At 63.1% G+C, this 18,374-nt stretch carries 18 protein-coding genes; all 18 read left to right on the top strand.

Annotation, left to right across the window (positions count from 1 at the left end):
• The first annotated feature begins 11 nt into the window (after positions 1-11).
• The 18 genes from fliQ to gltX all read left to right on the top strand — a co-directional run bounded on the left by fliQ (position 12) and on the right by gltX (position 18,330).
• Entirely contained in the window at positions 12-281 is a 270-nt protein-coding gene (gene fliQ, locus QBK88_RS12550) for a flagellar biosynthesis protein FliQ (RefSeq protein WP_008374857.1), read from the top strand.
• Positions 278-1,063: a flagellar biosynthetic protein FliR gene (fliR, locus tag QBK88_RS12545; protein WP_268144491.1), complete on the top strand. Its 786-nt coding sequence runs from the start codon at positions 278-280 to the stop codon at positions 1,061-1,063. The genes fliQ and fliR overlap by 4 nt, the downstream gene beginning before the upstream one ends.
• Before the next feature lies 1 nt (position 1,064).
• Positions 1,065-2,201 carry a flagellar biosynthesis protein FlhB gene (gene flhB, locus QBK88_RS12540; protein WP_277962272.1) on the top strand — a complete coding sequence of 379 codons (1,137 nt, stop codon included), beginning with the start codon at positions 1,065-1,067 and terminating at the stop codon, positions 2,199-2,201.
• Positions 2,202-2,356: 155 nt separating this feature from the next.
• Positions 2,357-4,486, top strand: coding sequence for a flagellar biosynthesis protein FlhA (gene flhA / locus QBK88_RS12535; protein ID WP_268144485.1), 2,130 nt, complete (start codon positions 2,357-2,359; stop codon positions 4,484-4,486).
• An 11-nt stretch (positions 4,487-4,497) separates the two neighbouring features.
• Positions 4,498-5,814, top strand: coding sequence for a flagellar biosynthesis protein FlhF (gene flhF, locus QBK88_RS12530; RefSeq protein ID WP_268144483.1), 1,317 nt, complete (start codon positions 4,498-4,500; stop codon positions 5,812-5,814).
• Between the two features lie 123 nt (positions 5,815-5,937).
• The gene (gene fleN / locus QBK88_RS12525; RefSeq protein WP_008374846.1) at positions 5,938-6,771 is read left to right on the top strand and encodes a flagellar synthesis regulator FleN; all 834 of its coding nucleotides are present in this window, start codon (positions 5,938-5,940) and stop codon (positions 6,769-6,771) included.
• Positions 6,765-7,517: an RNA polymerase sigma factor FliA gene (gene fliA / locus QBK88_RS12520; protein ID WP_277962304.1), complete on the top strand. Its 753-nt coding sequence runs from the start codon at positions 6,765-6,767 to the stop codon at positions 7,515-7,517. The genes fleN and fliA overlap by 7 nt, the downstream gene beginning before the upstream one ends.
• Before the next feature lie 220 nt (positions 7,518-7,737).
• On the top strand, positions 7,738-8,109 hold the full coding sequence (locus QBK88_RS12515) for a chemotaxis response regulator CheY (protein ID WP_176570124.1): 372 nt from the start codon (positions 7,738-7,740) through the stop codon (positions 8,107-8,109).
• A gap of 22 nt (positions 8,110-8,131) precedes the next feature.
• Positions 8,132-8,920 carry a protein phosphatase CheZ gene (locus tag QBK88_RS12510; RefSeq protein WP_268144480.1) on the top strand — a complete coding sequence of 263 codons (789 nt, stop codon included), beginning with the start codon at positions 8,132-8,134 and terminating at the stop codon, positions 8,918-8,920.
• 12 nt (positions 8,921-8,932) lie between these two features.
• Positions 8,933-11,158, top strand: coding sequence for a chemotaxis protein CheA (locus QBK88_RS12505; RefSeq protein ID WP_277962271.1), 2,226 nt, complete (start codon positions 8,933-8,935; stop codon positions 11,156-11,158).
• A 49-nt stretch (positions 11,159-11,207) separates the two neighbouring features.
• Positions 11,208-12,374, top strand: a complete 1,167-nt coding sequence (locus QBK88_RS12500; RefSeq protein ID WP_277962270.1) for a protein-glutamate methylesterase/protein-glutamine glutaminase — start codon at positions 11,208-11,210, stop codon at positions 12,372-12,374.
• Positions 12,374-13,114 (top strand): flagellar motor protein, encoded by a 741-nt coding sequence (locus tag QBK88_RS12495; protein ID WP_268144477.1) that lies wholly within the window; start codon positions 12,374-12,376, stop codon positions 13,112-13,114. The genes QBK88_RS12500 and QBK88_RS12495 overlap by 1 nt, the downstream gene beginning before the upstream one ends.
• Before the next feature lie 11 nt (positions 13,115-13,125).
• Positions 13,126-14,013 carry a flagellar motor protein MotD gene (motD, locus tag QBK88_RS12490; RefSeq protein ID WP_268144476.1) on the top strand — a complete coding sequence of 296 codons (888 nt, stop codon included), beginning with the start codon at positions 13,126-13,128 and terminating at the stop codon, positions 14,011-14,013.
• A gap of 53 nt (positions 14,014-14,066) precedes the next feature.
• A complete protein-coding gene (locus tag QBK88_RS12485; RefSeq protein WP_268144475.1) occupies positions 14,067-14,855 on the top strand; it encodes a ParA family protein in 789 nt (262 codons plus the stop codon).
• The gene (locus tag QBK88_RS12480) at positions 14,855-15,685 is read left to right on the top strand and encodes a CheW domain-containing protein (protein ID WP_277962269.1); all 831 of its coding nucleotides are present in this window, start codon (positions 14,855-14,857) and stop codon (positions 15,683-15,685) included. Before QBK88_RS12485 ends, QBK88_RS12480 begins: the two co-directional genes overlap by 1 nt.
• A gap of 70 nt (positions 15,686-15,755) precedes the next feature.
• Positions 15,756-16,235, top strand: a complete 480-nt coding sequence (locus tag QBK88_RS12475; RefSeq protein ID WP_027981645.1) for a chemotaxis protein CheW — start codon at positions 15,756-15,758, stop codon at positions 16,233-16,235.
• Position 16,236: 1 nt separating this feature from the next.
• Positions 16,237-16,632, top strand: coding sequence for a DUF2802 domain-containing protein (locus QBK88_RS12470; protein WP_158157226.1), 396 nt, complete (start codon positions 16,237-16,239; stop codon positions 16,630-16,632).
• A 219-nt stretch (positions 16,633-16,851) separates the two neighbouring features.
• Positions 16,852-18,330 (top strand): glutamate--tRNA ligase, encoded by a 1,479-nt coding sequence (gene gltX / locus QBK88_RS12465; protein WP_268144471.1) that lies wholly within the window; start codon positions 16,852-16,854, stop codon positions 18,328-18,330.
• Positions 18,331-18,374 lie beyond the last annotated feature (44 nt).

Here is an 18,374-nt window from a genome sequence, read left to right as displayed (position 1 = left end):
GGAGATTCGTCATGACCCCTGAAGTGGCTGTGGACCTGTTTCGCAATGCGCTGTGGCTGACCACCATGATGGTCGGCATCCTGGTGGTGCCCAGTCTGGTGGTGGGCCTGATCGTGGCGATGTTCCAGGCCGCGACGCAGATCAACGAACAGACGCTCAGCTTCCTGCCGCGTCTGCTGGTGATGCTCATCACCCTGATCATTGTCGGGCCCTGGCTGGTGCGTACGTTCATGGAGTACATCACCAACCTGTACACCAGCATTCCGCAGTTGATTGGATGAACCCGCTCCTGCACTTGACCGACGCGCAGATCGGCGCCTGGGTCGCCAGCTTCATGCTGCCGCTGTTTCGCGTGGGCTCCATGCTGATGGCCATGCCGGTGTTCGGGACCACCATGGTGCCCAAGCGCATCCGCCTGTACCTGGCTTTGGCCATTACCGTGGTGATCTCGCCGACCCTGCCACCCATGCCGGTGGTGGACGCCCTGAGCCTGCAAGGGCTGATGCTGGCGGGTGAGCAGATCATCATCGGGTCCTTGCTGGGCTTTTCCCTGCAAATGCTGTTTCAGGCGTTCCTGATCGCCGGTCAGATCCTGGCCATTCAGATGGGCATGGGCTTTGCGTCCATGAACGACCCGGTCAACGGCGTGCAGACGGCCGTGGTAGGGCAGTTTTTCACCATGTTGGTGACGTTGCTGTTCCTGGCCATGAACGGCCACCTGGTGGTGTTCGAGGTGCTGGTGGAGAGCTTCACCACCTTGCCCGTGGGCGGTGGCCTGCTGGTCAACCAGTTCTGGGAAGTGATCATGCACATGAGCTGGGTGCTGGCGGCCTCAGTGATTCTCGTGCTGCCGGCCATCACCGCGCTGCTGGTGGTCAACATTGCCTTTGGCGTGATGACCCGCGCCGCGCCGCAGTTGAACATCTTCTCCATCGGCTTCCCGCTGACGCTGGTCATGGGCATGTTGATCCTGTGGCTGACCCTGGGGGATATTCTCAACCAATACCAGCCCATGGCCACCGAGGCCTTGCAGTGGCTGCGCGAACTGGCACGGGCCCGCTGAAATGGCAGAGAGTGAGAGTGGTCAGGACAAGACAGAAGACCCCACGGACAAAAAGCGCCGTGAGGCACGGGAGCGCGGCGAGGTCACCCGCTCCAAGGAACTCAACACCCTGGCGGTGATGATCGGCGGCTGCGGTGCCTTGCTGGCCTATGGCGGCCATTTGGCGCAGACGATGATGGACCTGATGCGCATGAACTTCAGCCTCAGCCGCGAGGTGCTCACCGACGAGCGCCAGATGGGCCTGTTCCTGATGGCCTCGGGCAAGCTGGCCATCGCCGCGGTGCAGCCGATCCTGCTGGTGTTGCTGGTGGTGTCGATCATCGGTCCCATCTCCTTGGGCGGGTGGCTGTTCGCCCCCGGCTCCATGGCGCCGAAATTCAGTCGCATGAACCCGCTCAGCGGTATCAAGCGCATGTTCTCCATGCACGCGCTGACCGAGTTGCTCAAAGCCCTGGCGAAATTTTTCGTGGTGCTGCTGGTGGCGCTGTTCGTGCTCAACAAGGACCGTGGCGACCTGCTGAGCATTGGTCATGAACCGTTGGAAATGGCCATCATCCACTGTGTGCAGCTGGTGGGCTGGAACGCCTTGTGGATGTCCCTGGGGTTGCTGATCATCGCGGCGGTGGACGTGCCGATCCAGTTGTACCAAGGGCGTCAGAAACTGCTGATGACCAAGCAGGAAGTGCGCGACGAGCACAAGGACAGCGAAGGGCGGCCGGAGGTCAAGCAACGCATTCGCCAGTTGCAGCGCGAAATGTCACAGCGGCGCATGATGTCGGCCATTCCCACGGCTGACGTGATCATCACCAACCCCACCCACTACGCCGTGGCGCTCAAGTACGACCCGGAGAAGGGCAGTGCGCCGATGCTGCTGGCCAAGGGTACCGACTTCATTGCGTTGAAGATCCGCGAGATCGCCAACGAGCACAACATCCAGATCCTTGAATCACCGGCGCTGGCGCGCTCGATCTACTATTCCACCGAGCTTGAGCAGCAGATCCCGGCCGGTCTCTACCTGGCCGTGGCCCAGGTCCTGGCCTACGTCTACCAGATACGCCAATACCGCGCCGGGCGCGGCAAACGTCCCAACCCCCTCAAAGACCTGCCCATCCCCCCGGACCTGCGCCGCGACAGCTGACGGGCAACACGCTTCAAGCAGCAAGCCGGGGTGCGTCTGACCTTGGCTTGCAGTTTAAAACGTGCCGCTGCTGCAAAGTTGGAAAGGTTCTTGCAAAGGCATACCCACAACGCCATCAGGCGTCAAAAGTTTGCTTGAGATCACGGGGACTATCGGTGGATCGCACTCAGTTACTCAACACCGCGCGCAGCAACCTGGTCGGCCTTGGCCGGGGCAGTCTGGGTGTGCCGCTGCTGCTGTTGATCATGCTGGCAATGATGATGTTGCCGGTGCCGCCGTTCCTGCTCGACGTGTTCTTCACGTTCAACATCGCCTTGTCCATCGTGGTGCTGCTGGTGTGCGTGTACGCCCTGCGGCCGCTGGACTTCGCCGTGTTCCCCACCATCCTGCTGGTGGCCACGCTGCTGCGCCTGGCGCTGAACGTGGCGTCCACCCGCGTGGTCATGTTGCACGGCCACGATGGCCATCAGGCCGCGGGCAAGGTGATCCAGGCCTTCGGTGAAGTGGTGATCGGCGGTAACTACGTGGTCGGTGCGGTGGTGTTCGCCATCCTCATGATCATCAACTTCGTGGTGGTTACCAAGGGTGCCGGGCGTATCTCCGAGGTGAGCGCCCGTTTTACCCTGGACGCCATGCCAGGCAAGCAGATGGCCATCGATGCCGACCTCAACGCTGGCCTCATCGACCAGGCCCAGGCCAAGCTGCGCCGCCTGGAAGTGGCCCAGGAAGCCGAGTTCTACGGTTCCATGGACGGTGCCAGCAAGTTCGTGCGTGGTGACGCCATCGCCGGCCTGCTGATTCTGTTCATCAACCTGCTGGGCGGCATGGCCATCGGTATTTTCCAGCACGGCCTGAGCTTCTCCGAAGCCGGCAAGGTGTACGCCTTGCTGACCATTGGTGACGGTTTAGTGGCACAGTTGCCATCACTGCTGCTGTCGACCGCCGCGGCCATCATGGTGACCCGTGCTTCCGGTTCGGAAGACATGGGCAAGCAGATCAACCGGCAGATGTTCGCCTCGCCCAAGGCCCTGGCCGTGTCGGCTGGCCTGATGACCATCATGGGCGCCGTGCCGGGCATGCCCCATGTGTCTTTCCTGTTCCTGGCCATGCTGGCCGGTGGCGCCGCGTACCTGGTGTGGAAAAAGCAGAACGAGGCCAAGGTCGCCGCCGCGGCCGAAGTGCAGCGCCAGCAGGACCTGCTGCCGTCGCCTACCCGCGCCCAGGACACCAAGGAGCTGGGCTGGGACGACGTGACCCCCATCGACATGATCGGCCTGGAAGTGGGCTACCGCCTTATTCCGCTGGTGGACCGCAACCAGGGCGGGCAACTGCTGGCGCGGATCAAGGGCGTGCGCAAGAAGCTGTCCCAGGACCTGGGCTTCCTGATGCCTACGGTACACATTCGCGACAACCTGGACCTGGCGCCCAGCGCCTATCGCCTGACGCTGATGGGGGTGATCCTGGCCGAAGCCGAGATTTACCCCGACCGCGAGTTGGCGATCAACCCGGGCCAGGTGTTTGGCACCCTCAACGGCATCACCGCCAAGGATCCGGCTTTTGGCCTGGACGCGGTATGGATCGAGTTGAGCAACCGCCCGCAGGCGCAATCGCTGGGTTATACCGTGGTGGACGCCAGTACCGTGGTGGCCACGCATTTGAACCAGATTCTGTCCAAGCACGCTCACGAGCTGATCGGGCACGAGGAAGTCCAGCAATTGCTGGCCGTACTGGCAAAAGGCTCACCAAAACTGGCCGAGGAACTGGTGCCCGGCGTGCTGTCGCTGTCGTCGCTGCTCAAGGTGTTGCAGGCGTTGTTGGCCGAGCAGGTGCCGGTGCGCGACATTCGCAGCATCGCCGAGGCCATCGCCAACAATGCCGTGAAGAGTCAAGATACCGCCGCGCTGGTCCAGGCCGTGCGGGTCGGCCTGAGCCGCGCTATCGTGCAAAGCATTGTAGGGCTTGACTCCGAGCTGCCTGTCATCACCTTGGAACCAAGGTTGGAACAGATATTGCTCAATAGTTTGCAGAAGGCCGGTCAGGGTCAGGAAGAAGGCGTTTTGCTGGAGCCGAGCATGGCCGAGAAGTTGCAACGTTCCCTGATAGACGCCGCACAGCGCCAGGAAATGGCCGGGCAACCGGTGATCCTTCTGGTGGCGGGCCCGATCCGCGCGATGCTCTCGCGCTTCGGGCGCCTGGCAGTACCGAATTTACACGTCTTGGCGTATCAGGAAATTCCTGACAACAAGCAAGTGACCATCGTAGCGACAGTAGGGCCCAACGGCTGAGGTAGTGGGTTATGCAAGTTAAGCGTTTTTTCGCCGCCGATATGCGTCAGGCCATGAAACTGGTCCGCGACGAGCTGGGCGCCGATGCCGCGATCATCGGTAACCGTCGGATTGCCGGCGGCGTCGAGCTCACGGCCGCGCTGGACTACAAACTGTCCGCGCTGGCACCCCGTGTGCCGAACATGGAGCTTGAAGACGAGCTGCGCAAGACCCAGTCGCGCATCGTCAACGCCCAGGCTGAACTGAGCACCCGTGGCGAGAGCGACGCGGTCACCAACCGGCAGCTGTTTGCCGGGCTGCCGCTGACCGCCGCCGAGCCACTGGTGGAACCGACCTTCGAAGAGCCGCCGCGCCCCCAGGCCCCACCTGCCGCCGCGCCGGTGGACCAGCGCCTGTTCGAATCCATGCGCAGCGAACTCAATGGCCTGCGCGAGCTGCTGGAAGTGCAGCTTGGCTCCCTGGCCTGGACCCAGCTGCAAGGCAGCAAGCCGCAGCAGGCCAATCTCTGGCGTCGCCTGCAGCGCATCGGTCTGTCGGGCCCGCTGTCGCGTGAACTGTTGGAAATGGTTGGTGAGATCAACGAACCCCGTCAGGCCTGGCGCATGCTGCTGGCACACCTGGCGCGCATGATCGTCACCCCGGACGTGGAGCCCCTGGAAGAGGGTGGTGTGATCGCCATGGTCGGCCCGGCCGGCATGGGCAAGACCACCACCCTGGCCAAGCTGGCCGCCCGCTACGTACTCAAGTACGGCGCGCAGAACATTGCCCTGGTGAGCATGGACAGCTTCCGCATTGGCGCCCAGGAGCAGCTCAAGACCCTGGGCCGCATCCTCAATGTGCCGGTGACCCACGTCGACCCGGGCCAGTCCCTGGCCCAGGCGCTGGAGCCACTGCTGCGCAAGCGGGTGGTGCTGATCGATACCGCCGGCCTGCAGGCCAGCGATCCGGCCCTGCGCCTGCAACTGGAAAGCCTGGCCGGACGTGGCATCAAGGCGCGCAATTATCTGGTGCTGGCCACCACCAGCCAGAAGCAAGTGTTGACTGCCGCTTACCATAGTTACAAGCGTTGTGGGCTGGCAGGTTGTATCCTGACGAAACTGGACGAATCGGCCAGCCTCGGCGAAGTGCTCAGCCTGGCGATCAGTCACGAATTACCAGTGGCCTATCTTACCGATGGGCCACGCATTCCGGACGATTTGCACCTGCCGCGGCGGCACCAGTTGGTCAGCCGTGCGGTGAACGTGCAAATGCAGGATGAGCCCAGCGAAGAGGCCATGGCCGATATGTTCGCTGATCTCTACCACAGCCCGAGCAAACGTGTTGGCTGAGGTGAATGTTATGAAGTTGTTGCAATCTACCTACATTGTTGGTCTGCCGGGCATTCTTCAAGTTGTTGAAAGCGCAGCCAGTCATGTGGCCTCGGTCTAAGCAAGACAAGGTAAAGAACTAACATGGGCAGCATGCATCCCGTACAGGTGATCGCGGTGACCGGCGGCAAGGGTGGCGTCGGCAAGACTAATGTGTCAGTGAACTTGTCGCTGGCCCTGGCCGAGCTCGGGCGTCGCGTCATGTTGCTGGACGCCGACCTGGGGTTGGCGAACGTCGACGTCCTGCTGGGCCTGACACCAAAACGAACCCTGGCCGATGTCATCGAAGGGCGCTGTGAGCTGCGTGATGTATTGCTCCAGGGCCCGGGCGGCATCCGCATCGTACCGGCCGCCTCCGGTACCCAGAGCATGGTGCACCTGACACCGGCTCAACACGCGGGCCTGATCCAGGCCTTCAGCGACATCGGCGACAACCTCGATGTGCTGGTGATCGACACTGCGGCCGGTATCGGCGATTCAGTGGTCAGCTTCGTGCGCGCGGCGCAGGAAGTGCTGCTGGTGGTGTGCGACGAGCCCACCTCGATCACCGACGCCTACGCGCTGATCAAACTGCTCAACCGCGACTACGGCATGAACCGCTTCCGGGTACTGGCCAACATGGCCCAGAGCCCTCAGGAAGGGCGCAACCTGTTCGCCAAGCTGACCAAGGTAACCGACCGCTTCCTCGACGTGGCCCTGCAATACGTGGGCGCCGTGCCTTATGACGAGTGCGTGCGCAAGGCCGTGCAGAAGCAACGCGCCGTGTACGAAGCGTTCCCGCGCTCCAAGTGCGCCCTGGCCTTCAAGGCGATCGCGCAGAAAGTCGACACCTGGCCGTTGCCAGCCAACCCGCGCGGGCACCTGGAGTTCTTCGTCGAACGTCTGGTGCAGCAGACCAGTGCAGGGCCCGTATCATGAGTGCCAGCGGCTACCGGATGTACAGCAAGGCGTCGCGCGAGTCCCAGCAATATGAGCTGATCGAGCGCTACGCCCCCCTGGTCAAGCGCATCGCCTACCACTTGCTGGCGCGCTTGCCAGCCAGTGTGCAGGTGGAAGACCTGATCCAGGCCGGCATGATCGGCCTGCTGGAAGTGTCGACCAAATACGACTCCACCAAAGGCGCGAGTTTCGAGACCTACGCCGGCATCCGCATCCGCGGCGCCATGCTGGACGAAGTGCGCAAGGGGGACTGGGCGCCACGCTCGGTGCACCGCAATACGCGCATGGTCAGTGACGCGATTCGCGCTATCGAGGCAAAAACCGGCCGCGACGCTAAAGATCACGAGGTTGCGGCCGAACTCCAATTGAGTCTCGATGATTACTACTCGATTCTGAACGACACCCTGGGCAGCCGCCTGTTCAGCTTCGACGACCTGTTGCAGGACGGCGGAGAGCACGAAGGGTTGCACGAGGATGGCGCCAGCGCGGGCCTGGAGCCCTCGCGCGACCTGGAAGACGAGCGCTTCCAGGCGGCCCTGGCCGATGCCATCGCCAACTTGCCGGAGCGTGAGCGCCTGGTTCTGGCTCTCTATTACGATGAGGAGCTGAACCTCAAGGAGATCGGCGAAGTGCTGGGGGTCAGCGAGTCGCGGGTCAGTCAGTTGCACAGCCAATGCGCGGCCCGCCTGCGCAGCCGGCTGGGCGAGTGGCGCGCACGGGCGTAAGGGTTTTCAAGGTTCGGGTAGCACCCTGTTTCCGGTATGGCTGATCCCCCTGTGGGACCGGGCGAAACCAGGCAATGGGTGATGCCGGGCTGGATTTGGGGATGCGGCATGGGTATTTTCCTTGCCGCACGTCATGTAGTGCACTAGCCAGATTTGATTGAATGCGCGTCCAGGTGCTGGGCGCGTTTAAGACTGCTTGGAGGTCTAATTGGACAAGAACATGAAAATCCTCATCGTTGACGACTTCTCGACGATGCGGCGGATCATCAAGAACCTGTTGCGTGATCTGGGGTTCACCAACACCGTTGAAGCCGACGATGGCACCACTGCCATTCCGGTGCTCAACAGCGGCAGCATCGACTTCCTGGTAACGGACTGGAACATGCCCGGGATGACCGGCATCGACCTGCTGCGCCATGTGCGCGCCGACGAGAAGCTCAAGCACCTGCCGGTGCTGATGGTGACTGCCGAGGCCAAGCGCGAGCAGATCATCGAAGCGGCCCAGGCCGGTGTCAACGGCTATGTGGTCAAACCCTTCACAGCCGTGGCGTTGAAAGAAAAGATCGAGAAGATTTTCGAACGTATCGGTTGAAGCATTGCGCCACGGGAGAGCTATGGAGCGTAAAGAGTCTTCACTGGGTGACTTCGAGTCGACCCTGAAAAAACACGCCCAGCAGTTGGTCGAAAGCCTTGAAAGAGGCAAGTTTGGCGACGCTGTGCAACTGATCCATGAGCTCAACCAGACCCGTGATCGCGGCCTGTACCAGGAGGTTGGCAAGCTCACGCGCGAGCTGCACAGTGCAATCGTCAACTTCCAGATTGACCCGCACATGCCGCAAGCCGAGGAAGTCTCACAGATCACGGACGCCACCGAACGGCTGTCCTATGTGGTTCGGCTGACCGAAAACGCCGCCAACCGCACCATGGACCTGGTGGAGCAGAGTACCCCTGTGCTCAACGAGCTCAGCACTGAGGCCAAAAGCCTCAGCGCCGACTGGCAGCGCTTCATGCGCAAGGAAGTCGGCGCCGCCGAGTTCCGCGAGCTGGTGAAGCGGGTCGACAGTTTTCTGACGCAAAGCGAGCACGGTACCGGCAAGGTTTCCGGCGCGCTGAACGACATTCTGCTGGCGCAGGATTACCAGGACCTTACCGGCCAAGTGATCAAGCGCGTGACCCAACTGGTCACTGAAGTCGAGAGCAACCTGCTCAAACTGGTGCTCATGGCCAGCCAGGTAGACCGCTTCGCAGGCATCGAACACGACCGCGAACAGCTTCGCGCGGAAAAAGATCAAGAAAAACATCCAACTCGGGGTGAAGGTCCGCAGATTCATGCCGATAAGCGTGAAGACGTTGTGTCCAGTCAGGACGATGTCGACGATCTGCTATCCAGTCTTGGTTTTTAAGGGGCACGTTAAATGAGCTTCGGCGCCGACGAAGAAATCCTCCAGGATTTCCTGGTAGAAGCCGGTGAAATTCTTGAGCAACTCTCCGAACAATTGGTCGAGCTGGAAAGCCGGCCCGATGACGGTGATTTGCTCAATGCAATTTTTCGCGGTTTTCACACTGTAAAAGGGGGCGCCGGCTTCCTCCAGCTCAACGAGCTGGTGGAGTGCTGCCACATCGCCGAAAACGTGTTCGACATCCTGCGCAAGGGTGAGCGTCGCGTTGACTCGGAACTGATGGACGTGGTGCTCGAAGCCCTGGATGCGGTGAACGCCATGTTCACCCAGGTCCGTGAACGAACCGAGATTACCCCGGCCACACCGGAACTGCTGGCGGCGTTGTCGCGCCTGGCGGAGCCGGCTGGTGCCGACGAAGTACCTGCCGCGGTGGAACAAGCCCCGGCGCCGGTGGTTGACGAAGTGGCTGACTCGGGTGACATCACCGACAGCGAATTCGAGCAACTGCTGGACTCGCTGAACGCGGTCAAGGCCCAGGCCGAAGAGCCTGCGGCCACAGCCTCGGCTGCCGACAGCGATGAGATCACCGACGATGAGTTCGAATCGCTGCTGGACCAGTTGCACGGCAAGGGCCAGTTTGCCCCCGACGCCGTTGCACCGGCCAGCCCGCCGGCCAGCACTGGCGCGGCGAGCGACGAGATCACCGACGACGAATTCGAAGCGCTGCTGGACCAGTTGCATGGCAAGGGCGCGTTCGTGCCTGATGCGCTGGGCAGCGACGCCAAGCCTGACGCCCCCGCCGCGGCCACGCCGGCAGCGGGTGGCGGCGACCTGATCACCGACGACGAGTTCGAGTCGCTGCTGGATCAGTTGCATGGCAAGGGCAAGTTCACCGAGACCCCGGCCGCCGCACCTGCGGCCAGCGCCGCCAGCGCTGCCGTGGCCACCCCGCCCGCGGCCAAGCCGGCGGCAAAACCTGCCGCCAAGCCGGAGCCGGCCAAGGCTGCTGCGGCCGCCCCAGCACCAGCCCGCGCCGCCGCGCCTGCGCCAGAGAAACACGCGGCCAGTGAGGCGGAAACCACCGTGCGGGTCGACACCGCGCGGCTGGACGAAATCATGAACATGGTTGGCGAACTGGTGCTGGTGCGCAACCGCCTGGTACGCCTGGGTGCCAACAGTGGCGACGAGGCCATGCAGAAGGCCGTGTCCAACCTGGACGTGGTCACCGCCGACCTGCAGACCGCGGTCATGAAGACCCGCATGCAGCCGATCAAGAAGGTCTTCGGGCGCTTCCCGCGCCAGGTTCGCGACCTGGCCCGCCAGCTCAAGAAAGAGATCAACCTGGAGCTGATCGGCGAAGAGACCGACCTGGACAAGAACCTGGTCGAGGCCCTGGCCGACCCGTTGGTGCACTTGGTGCGCAACGCCGTGGACCACGGCGTCGAAACCCCGGAGGAGCGCGAAGCCGCCGGCAAGTCCCGCAACGGCAAGGTGGTGCTGTCCGCCGAGCAGGAAGGTGACCATATTCTCTTGTCCATCAGCGATGACGGCAAGGGCATGGACCCTGGCGTATTGCGTGCCAAGGCCGTGGAAAAGGGCCTGATGGACAAGGACGCGGCCGACCGCCTGAGCGAATCGGACTGCTACAACCTGATCTTCGCCCCGGGCTTCTCCACCAAGACCGAGATTTCCGACGTGTCCGGCCGCGGCGTGGGCATGGACGTGGTGAAAACCAAGATCTCCCAGCTCAACGGCTCGATCAATATCTACTCGGCCAAGGGCCAGGGTTCGAAGATCGTCATCAAGGTGCCGTTGACCCTGGCGATCATGCCGACACTGATGGTGATGCTGGGCAACCAGGCCTTTGCCTTCCCGCTGGTCAACGTCAACGAGATCTTCCACCTGGACCTGTCGCGCACCAACGTGGTCGACGGCCAGGAAGTGGTGATCGTGCGGGACAAGGCACTGCCCCTGTTCTACCTCAAGCGCTGGCTGGTGAGTTCGGCCGCGCACGAGGAGCAGCGCGAGGGTCACGTGGTGATCCTGTCGGTAGGCACCCAGCGCATCGGCTTCGTGGTCGATCAACTGGTGGGCCAGGAAGAGGTTGTGATCAAGCCGCTGGGCAAGATGCTCCAGGGTACGCCGGGCATGTCGGGCGCCACCATTACCGGTGACGGTCGCATTGCCCTGATCCTCGATGTTCCGAGCATGCTCAAGCGCTACGCAGCGCGGCGTATCTGATTCTTGAGGGCGGCGCGCCATGAGGCGCCCGCTCTCCAATGGAGTGTTTATGGCAGTCAAGGTCCTGGTGGTGGATGATTCCGGTTTCTTCCGCCGCCGCGTCTCGGAAATTCTTTCGTCGGACCCCGCCATCCAGGTGGTGGGCACGGCGACCAATGGCAAGGAAGCGATCGAGCTGGCCCAGTCGCTCAAGCCCGACGTCATCACCATGGACTACGAGATGCCCATGATGGATGGCATCACCGCCGTGCGGCATATCATGCAGCGCTGCCCCACGCCGGTGTTGATGTTCTCCTCGCTGACCCACGAAGGCGCCCGGGTGACCCTGGACGCGCTCGATGCAGGCGCGGTGGATTACCTGCCCAAGAATTTCGAAGACATCTCGCGCAACCCCGAGAAGGTCAAGCAGATGCTGTGCGAGAAGGTGCATACCATTTCGCGCAGCAACCGCCGTTTCAGCAGCTACAGCAGCCCGGCGCCCACCGCAGCACCGGCGCCCGCGCCGGCAGTGGCACCGACCAGCAGCTACGCCCCTCCGGCACGCCCGGCGCCCGCACGCCAGCCGGTAGCCAGCCATGCGCCAGCGCACGGCCCTGCTCATGCTCATGGCCACGCGCCGGCGCCGGCACCGTCTTCGCCGGCGCCCAAGCGCAAGAACTACAAGCTGGTGGCCATCGGTACTTCTACCGGCGGCCCCGTGGCCCTGCAGCGGGTGTTGACCCAGTTGCCGGCCGGCTTCCCGGCGCCCATCGTGCTGATCCAGCACATGCCGGCAGCCTTCACCAAGGCATTCGCCGAGCGCCTGGACAAGCTGTGCCGCATCAGCGTCAAGGAAGCCGAGGACGGTGACGTGCTGCGCCCCGGCCTGGCCCTGCTGGCCCCGGGTGGCAAGCAGATGATGGTCGACGGCCGCGGCACGGTGAAGATCCTGCCGGGCGATGAGCGCTTGAACTACAAGCCCTGTGTGGACATCACCTTCGGTTCGGCGGCCAAGTCCTACGGCGACAAGGTGCTGGCGGTGGTACTCACCGGCATGGGCGCCGACGGTCGCGAGGGCGCGCGCCTGCTCAAGCAGGGCGGCAGTCATGTGTGGGCCCAGGATGAGGCCAGTTGCGTGATCTATGGCATGCCCATGGCCATCGTCAAAGCCAACCTCGCCGATGCCGTTTACGGCCTCGACGATATCGGTCGGCACCTGGTCGAGGCCTGTGTCTGATGGACGTTCTGAGCTTACTGGGCCTATTGCTGGCGTTCATCGCCATCATCGGCGGCAACTTTCTGGAAGGTGGTCATCTGTCGGCGCTGCTCAACGGCCCCGCGGCATTGATCGTCATCGGCGGCACGCTGGCAGCGTGCCTGTTGCAGTCGCCCATGAGCGCTTTCAAGCGCGCCATGCAGATCGTCGTGTGGATTCTGTTCCCGCCACGCATCGACCTGGCCGGTGGCATCGACCGGGTGGTCAACTGGAGCCTCACCGCGCGCAAGGAAGGCCTGCTGGGCCTGGAGTCGGTGGCTGACAGCGAGCCAGACAGCTATTCGCGCAAGGGGCTGCAACTGCTGGTGGACGGTGCCGAGCCCGCGGCCATTCGCAGTATCCTGGAGGTAGACTTCCTGACCCAGGAAGCCCGCGATATCCAGGCGGCGAAAGTGTTCGAGAGCATGGGGGGCTATGCGCCCACCATCGGTATCATCGGTGCCGTGATGGGCCTGATCCACGTGATGGGCAACCTGGCCGATCCTTCGCAATTGGGCAATGGCATCGCCGTGGCCTTCGTCGCCACCATCTACGGGGTAGCGACCGCCAACCTGGTGCTGCTGCCCATTGCCAGCAAGCTCAAGGCCATTGCCATCCGCCAGTCGCGCTACCGGGAGATGCTGCTCGAAGGCATTCTGTCGATTGCCGAAGGCGAGAACCCGCGGTCCATCGAGCTCAAGCTGCAAGGCTTCATGGAGTGAGGGGTTAAGCCATGGCACGCCGTCGTCATACCGAAGAGCACGAAAACCACGAGCGCTGGCTGGTGTCCTACGCTGACTTCATCACCCTGCTGTTTGCCTTTTTCGTGGTGATGTATTCGATCTCCTCGATCAACGAAGGCAAGTACAAGGTGCTGTCCCAGGCGCTGGTCGGGGTGTTCAACGACCCCCAGCGCAGCCTCAAGCCTATCCCCATCGGTGATGAGCGGCCGCTGACGGTCAAGCCGTCCGAGCCGTTGGTCAGTGACAGCGAGCAGACCGATGCCGGCATCGCCAGCGCCGCCGACGACCCGCTCAAAAGCATCGCCGACCAGGTGCGCGATGGCTTCGGCGACCTGATCAAATCCAACCAGTTGACCGTGCGCGGCAACGAACTGTGGATCGAGATCGAGCTCAAGTCCGGCCTGCTGTTCGGCAGCGGCGATGCCATTCCCAGTGACAAGGCGTTCTCGATCATCGAGAAAGTGGCCAACATCATCAAGCCGTTCGGCAACCCCATTCACGTGGAAGGGTTCACCGATGATCAACCTATCCGCACCGCCCAGTACCCCACCAACTGGGAGCTGTCCTCGGCGCGGGCGTCGAGTATCGTGCGCATGCTGGCGATGGAAGGCATCAACCCCGGGCGCATGGCCTCGGTGGGTTACGGCGAGTTCCAGCCTATCGACACCAACACCACGGCGGACGGGCGTGCTCACAACCGTCGGGTGGTGCTGGTGATCTCGCGCAACCTGGACGTTCGCCGCAGCATCACGGGTACTGGCAGTGCGAATGTCACCCCGGACGCAGCTTTGCGCCGTGCTGGCACACAAACTGCACCGCAGCCCGTAACGCAGTCGGTGGGGGCCAGCGGTGTCAATTCCCCGTCACCGGCCTTATAACTTGAGTCGAATGTCTCGGTAGGCAACCTGCCGCGCCGGGAGGAAAACACCCCATGAGAGTCTGGGCAGTAGCCAACCAAAAAGGTGGAGTCGGCAAGACCACCACCTCCATCGCCCTGGCCGGCCTGCTGGCCGAGGCGGGCAAGCGCGTGGTCGTGGTCGACCTCGACCCCCACGGTTCCATGACCAGTTACTTCGGGCACAATCCCGATGCGCTGGAGCACAGCTGTTACGACCTGTTCCTGCACAAGGGGCAGGTTCCCCAGGGCCTGCCTGGGCAATTGCTGTTGCCCACCAGTGACGAAAAAGTGGCGCTGCTGCCGTCCAGCACTGCCTTGGCGACCCTGGAACGTCAATCCCCCGGCCAGAGTGGCCTGGGGCTGGTGATCGCCAAGAGCCTGGCGCAACTGTGGCAGGATTTCGACTATGCGATCATCGACAGCCCGCCGTTGCTGGGCGTGCTGATGGTCAACGCCCTGGCCGCCAGCCAGCAGTTGGTGATCCCGGTGCAGACCGAGTACCTGGCCGTGAAAGGCCTGGAGCGCATGGTCAACACCCTGGCCATGATCAACCGCTCGCGCAAGCAGCCCTTGCCGTTCAGCATCGTGCCGACCCTGTTCGACCGCCGCACCCAGGCCTCCATGGGCACCCTGCGGGTGCTCAAGGACGCTTATCCGGAGCAGATCTGGCAGGGCTACATTCCCGTGGACACGCGCCTGCGTGACGCCAGCCGCGCCGGCCAGACGCCGTCGCAGTTCGACGCCAAAAGCCGTGGCGTGGTGGCGTACCGGGCCCTGCTCAAGCACCTGCTGGCCCAGCAACTCGTCGCGCAGGTGGCTTGATGACACGTCCCGTCAGCCTCGCCACAAAACCGCAGGTAGCGTTGCAGTCCTACCTGGACGGCCTGCTGCAGGACGCCACCGAGGAGCTGGAAGCCAGCCCCGAGGTGCTGGACGACTTCCAGGCCGCGGTGCTGGAAGAACAGATTCGTGATGCGCGGCCCGAGCCCAAGCCGGTGGTGGCCCCTGCGCCAGCGGTAGCGCCCGTGCCGCGGCCTGTGCCCGCGCCGGTGGTTATCGAGCCCCCGGCGCAAGTTTCCGCGCCGGCTGCCGACATAGGGGTTGTGGCACCGGTGGAGCCGGTAGTCGAGGTGCATCGTCCGGTACCGCCGGGCGCCGTGCCGCCTGCGGAGGTGGATGGCCGCCCAAGCTGGGCCGCGGAACCCTTCGAGTGCCTGTTGTTCGATGTCGCCGGGTTGACCCTGGCGGTACCGCTGGTGTGCCTGGGCTCGATCTACTCCCTGGCTGGCCACGAGCTGACACCGCTGTTCGGCCAGCCCAACTGGTTCCTGGGCATTTTGCCCAGCCAGGCCGGCAACCTGAAAGTCCTCGACACGGCGCGCTGGGTGATGCCCGACCGCTACCGCGATGACTTCCAGCAGGGCTTGCAGTACGTGATTTCGGTGCAGGGCTACGAGTGGGGACTGGCGGTGCATCAGGTCAGCCGCTCGTTGCGCCTGGACCCCAGCGAGATCAAGTGGCGCAGCCAGCGCGGCCAGCGGCCATGGCTGGCCGGCACGGTGATCGAACACATGTGCGCATTGCTGGACGTCTCGGCCCTGGCCGAACTGATCGCCAGCGGTGCGGTGAAACAGATGCAACACCTTAAATGATCAGCGGCGCCGCGCCGGCGCCACTGTACTGCACACACACCGTCATCACGGTTTTCGAGAGGTTAGGGGTATGAAGAAGTCGTCTGCACAAGGTTCCGAAGATCCTATTCTGCAGTGGGTAACCTTTCGCCTGGATAATGAGTCGTATGGCATCAACGTGATGCAGGTACAGGAAGTACTGCGCTATACCGAAATCGCCCCGGTACCGGGTGCGCCAAGCTACGTGCTGGGTATCATCAACCTGCGCGGCAACGTGGTCACCGTGATCGACACCCGCCAGCGCTTCGGCCTGATGCCGGCTGACGTCAGCGACAACACCCGTATCGTCATCATCGAGGCCGACAAGCAAGTGGTCGGCATCCTGGTCGACAGCGTGGCCGAAGTGGTCTATCTGCGCCAGTCCGAAGTCGAGACCGCGCCGAACGTGGGTAACGAGGAATCGGCCAAGTTCATCCAGGGCGTGTGCAACAAGAACGGCGAGTTGCTGATTCTGGTCGAGCTGGACAAGATGATGACCGAGGAAGAGTGGTCCGAGCTGGAGAGCATCTGAGTTGATTTTCGAGGTAGGCGTCATCGTGCTGGCCATCCTCTGGGTGGCCACGCTCGCGGTCTTGCTGGCCAACATCCGTGGCCAGCGGGAAATCGCTGCCCAGCAGGCGGCCGGCGATGCCATTCGCGACCAGCGCATCAAGGACCTGGCGCGTCGCGTCGAGGATTACCAGAACGGCACCGTGCGCATGGGTGAAGACCTGCACGAATTGCGCGCTGTGGTCGCGCCGCTGCCCGACAAGCTGGCCATGCTGGAGCAGCGTGACCCATCGAGCCTGTCGTTTGCCCAGGCCGCGCGTCTGGTGGGCATGGGGGCCAGCGTGGATGAATTGACCCAGTCCTGTGGGTTGACCCAGGCTGAGGCGGAGCTGATGAGCAAGTTGCATCGGGGCGGCTGAGACCCCGGGGGCATGGCTTTGCGTTTGTAGCGCCCTTGATCGAGCACCGCCCGCACGGCGCTCGATCAAGGGCGCATCAAGTATCAAGCCACGCCCCTGGCCGCCCCAACACCTTCTCCGGCCAATCCCCCCAACCAGCAAAAACCACCCCCTCACTAGAGCCAACCGCATCGGGCCTGCTAACATCGACCCTTTGATTCACTCTGCTCGAGACCTTTCATGACCGTTCGTACGCGTATCGCGCCATCGCCCACCGGCGACCCCCATGTCGGCACGGCCTACATTGCCCTGTTCAACTATTGCTTTGCCAAGCAGCATGGCGGCGAGTTCATCCTGCGCATCGAGGACACCGACCAGTTGCGTTCGACCCGCGAGTCCGAACAGCAGATCTTCGATGCCCTGCGCTGGCTGGGCATCGAGTGGAGCGAAGGCCCGGACGTGGGCGGCCCCCACGGTCCGTACCGCCAGAGCGAGCGGGGCGATATCTACAAGCAGTACGCCCAGCAACTGGTCGACCTGGGCCACGCCTTCCCGTGCTTCTGCACCGCCGAAGAACTGGACCAGATGCGCGCCGAGCAACAGGCGCGGGGTGAAACCCCACGCTACGACGGCCGTGCACTGCTGTTGTCGCCCGAAGAAGTTGCCCGACGCCTGGCGGCCGGCGAGCCCCACGTGATCCGCATGAAGGTGCCCACCGAGGGCGTCTGCGTGGTGCCGGACATGCTGCGCGGCGATGTCGAGATCCCGTGGGACCGCATGGACATGCAGGTACTGATGAAGACCGACGGCCTGCCGACGTACTTCCTGGCCAACGTCGTCGACGACCACCTGATGGGCATCACCCACGTGCTGCGCGGCGAAGAATGGCTGCCCTCGGCGCCCAAGCTGATGAAGCTCTACGAGTACTTCGGTTGGGAACAGCCCAAGCTGTGCTACATGCCGCTGCTGCGCAACCCCGACAAGAGCAAGCTCTCCAAGCGCAAGAACCCGACGTCGGTGACCTTCTACGAGCGCATGGGCTTCATGCCGGAAGCCATGCTCAACTACCTGGGCCGCATGGGCTGGTCGATGCCGGATGAGCGCGAGAAGTTCTCCCTGGCCGAGATGGTCGAGCATTTCGACCTGTCGCGCGTGTCCCTGGGCGGGCCGATCTTCGACATCGAAAAACTGTCCTGGCTCAATGGCCAGTGGTTGCGTGAACTGCCGGTTGAAGAATTCGCCACCCGCGTGCAGAAGTGGGCCTTCAACGCCGACTACATGATGAAAATCGCACCGCACGTGCAGGGCAGGGTAGAGACCTTCAGCCAGATCGCTCCGCTGGGCGGCTTCTTCTTCGCCGGTGGCCTGCAACTGGACGCCAAGCTGTTCGAGCACAAGAAGCTCTCGCCCGAGCAGGTGCGCCAGGTGATGCAACTGATCCTGTGGAAGCTCGAATCCCTGCGCACCTGGGAAAAGGACCGCATCACCGCCACCATCCAGGCCGTTGTCGAAGCCTTGGAACTGAAGCTGCGTGACGCCATGCCGCTGATGTTCGCCGCCATCACCGGCCAGGCCAGCTCGGTCTCGGTGCTCGACGCCATGGAAATCCTCGGCCCGGACCTGACCCGCTTCCGCCTGCGCCAGGCCCTGGACCTGCTGGGTGGCGTGTCGAAGAAGGAAAACAAGGAATGGGAAAAGCTGCTGGCCGCAATCGCCTGATTTGACGGTTTCTGTCCAGCAAATGTGGGGCAGGGCGCTCGGTT

The sequence above is a fragment of the Pseudomonas sp. RIT-To-2 genome, from assembly GCF_029623465.1.
In the GTDB taxonomy this organism is placed as follows: Bacteria; Pseudomonadota; Gammaproteobacteria; order Pseudomonadales; family Pseudomonadaceae; genus Aquipseudomonas; species Aquipseudomonas silvicola.
This window is presented reverse-complemented; position numbering and strand designations above follow the sequence as displayed.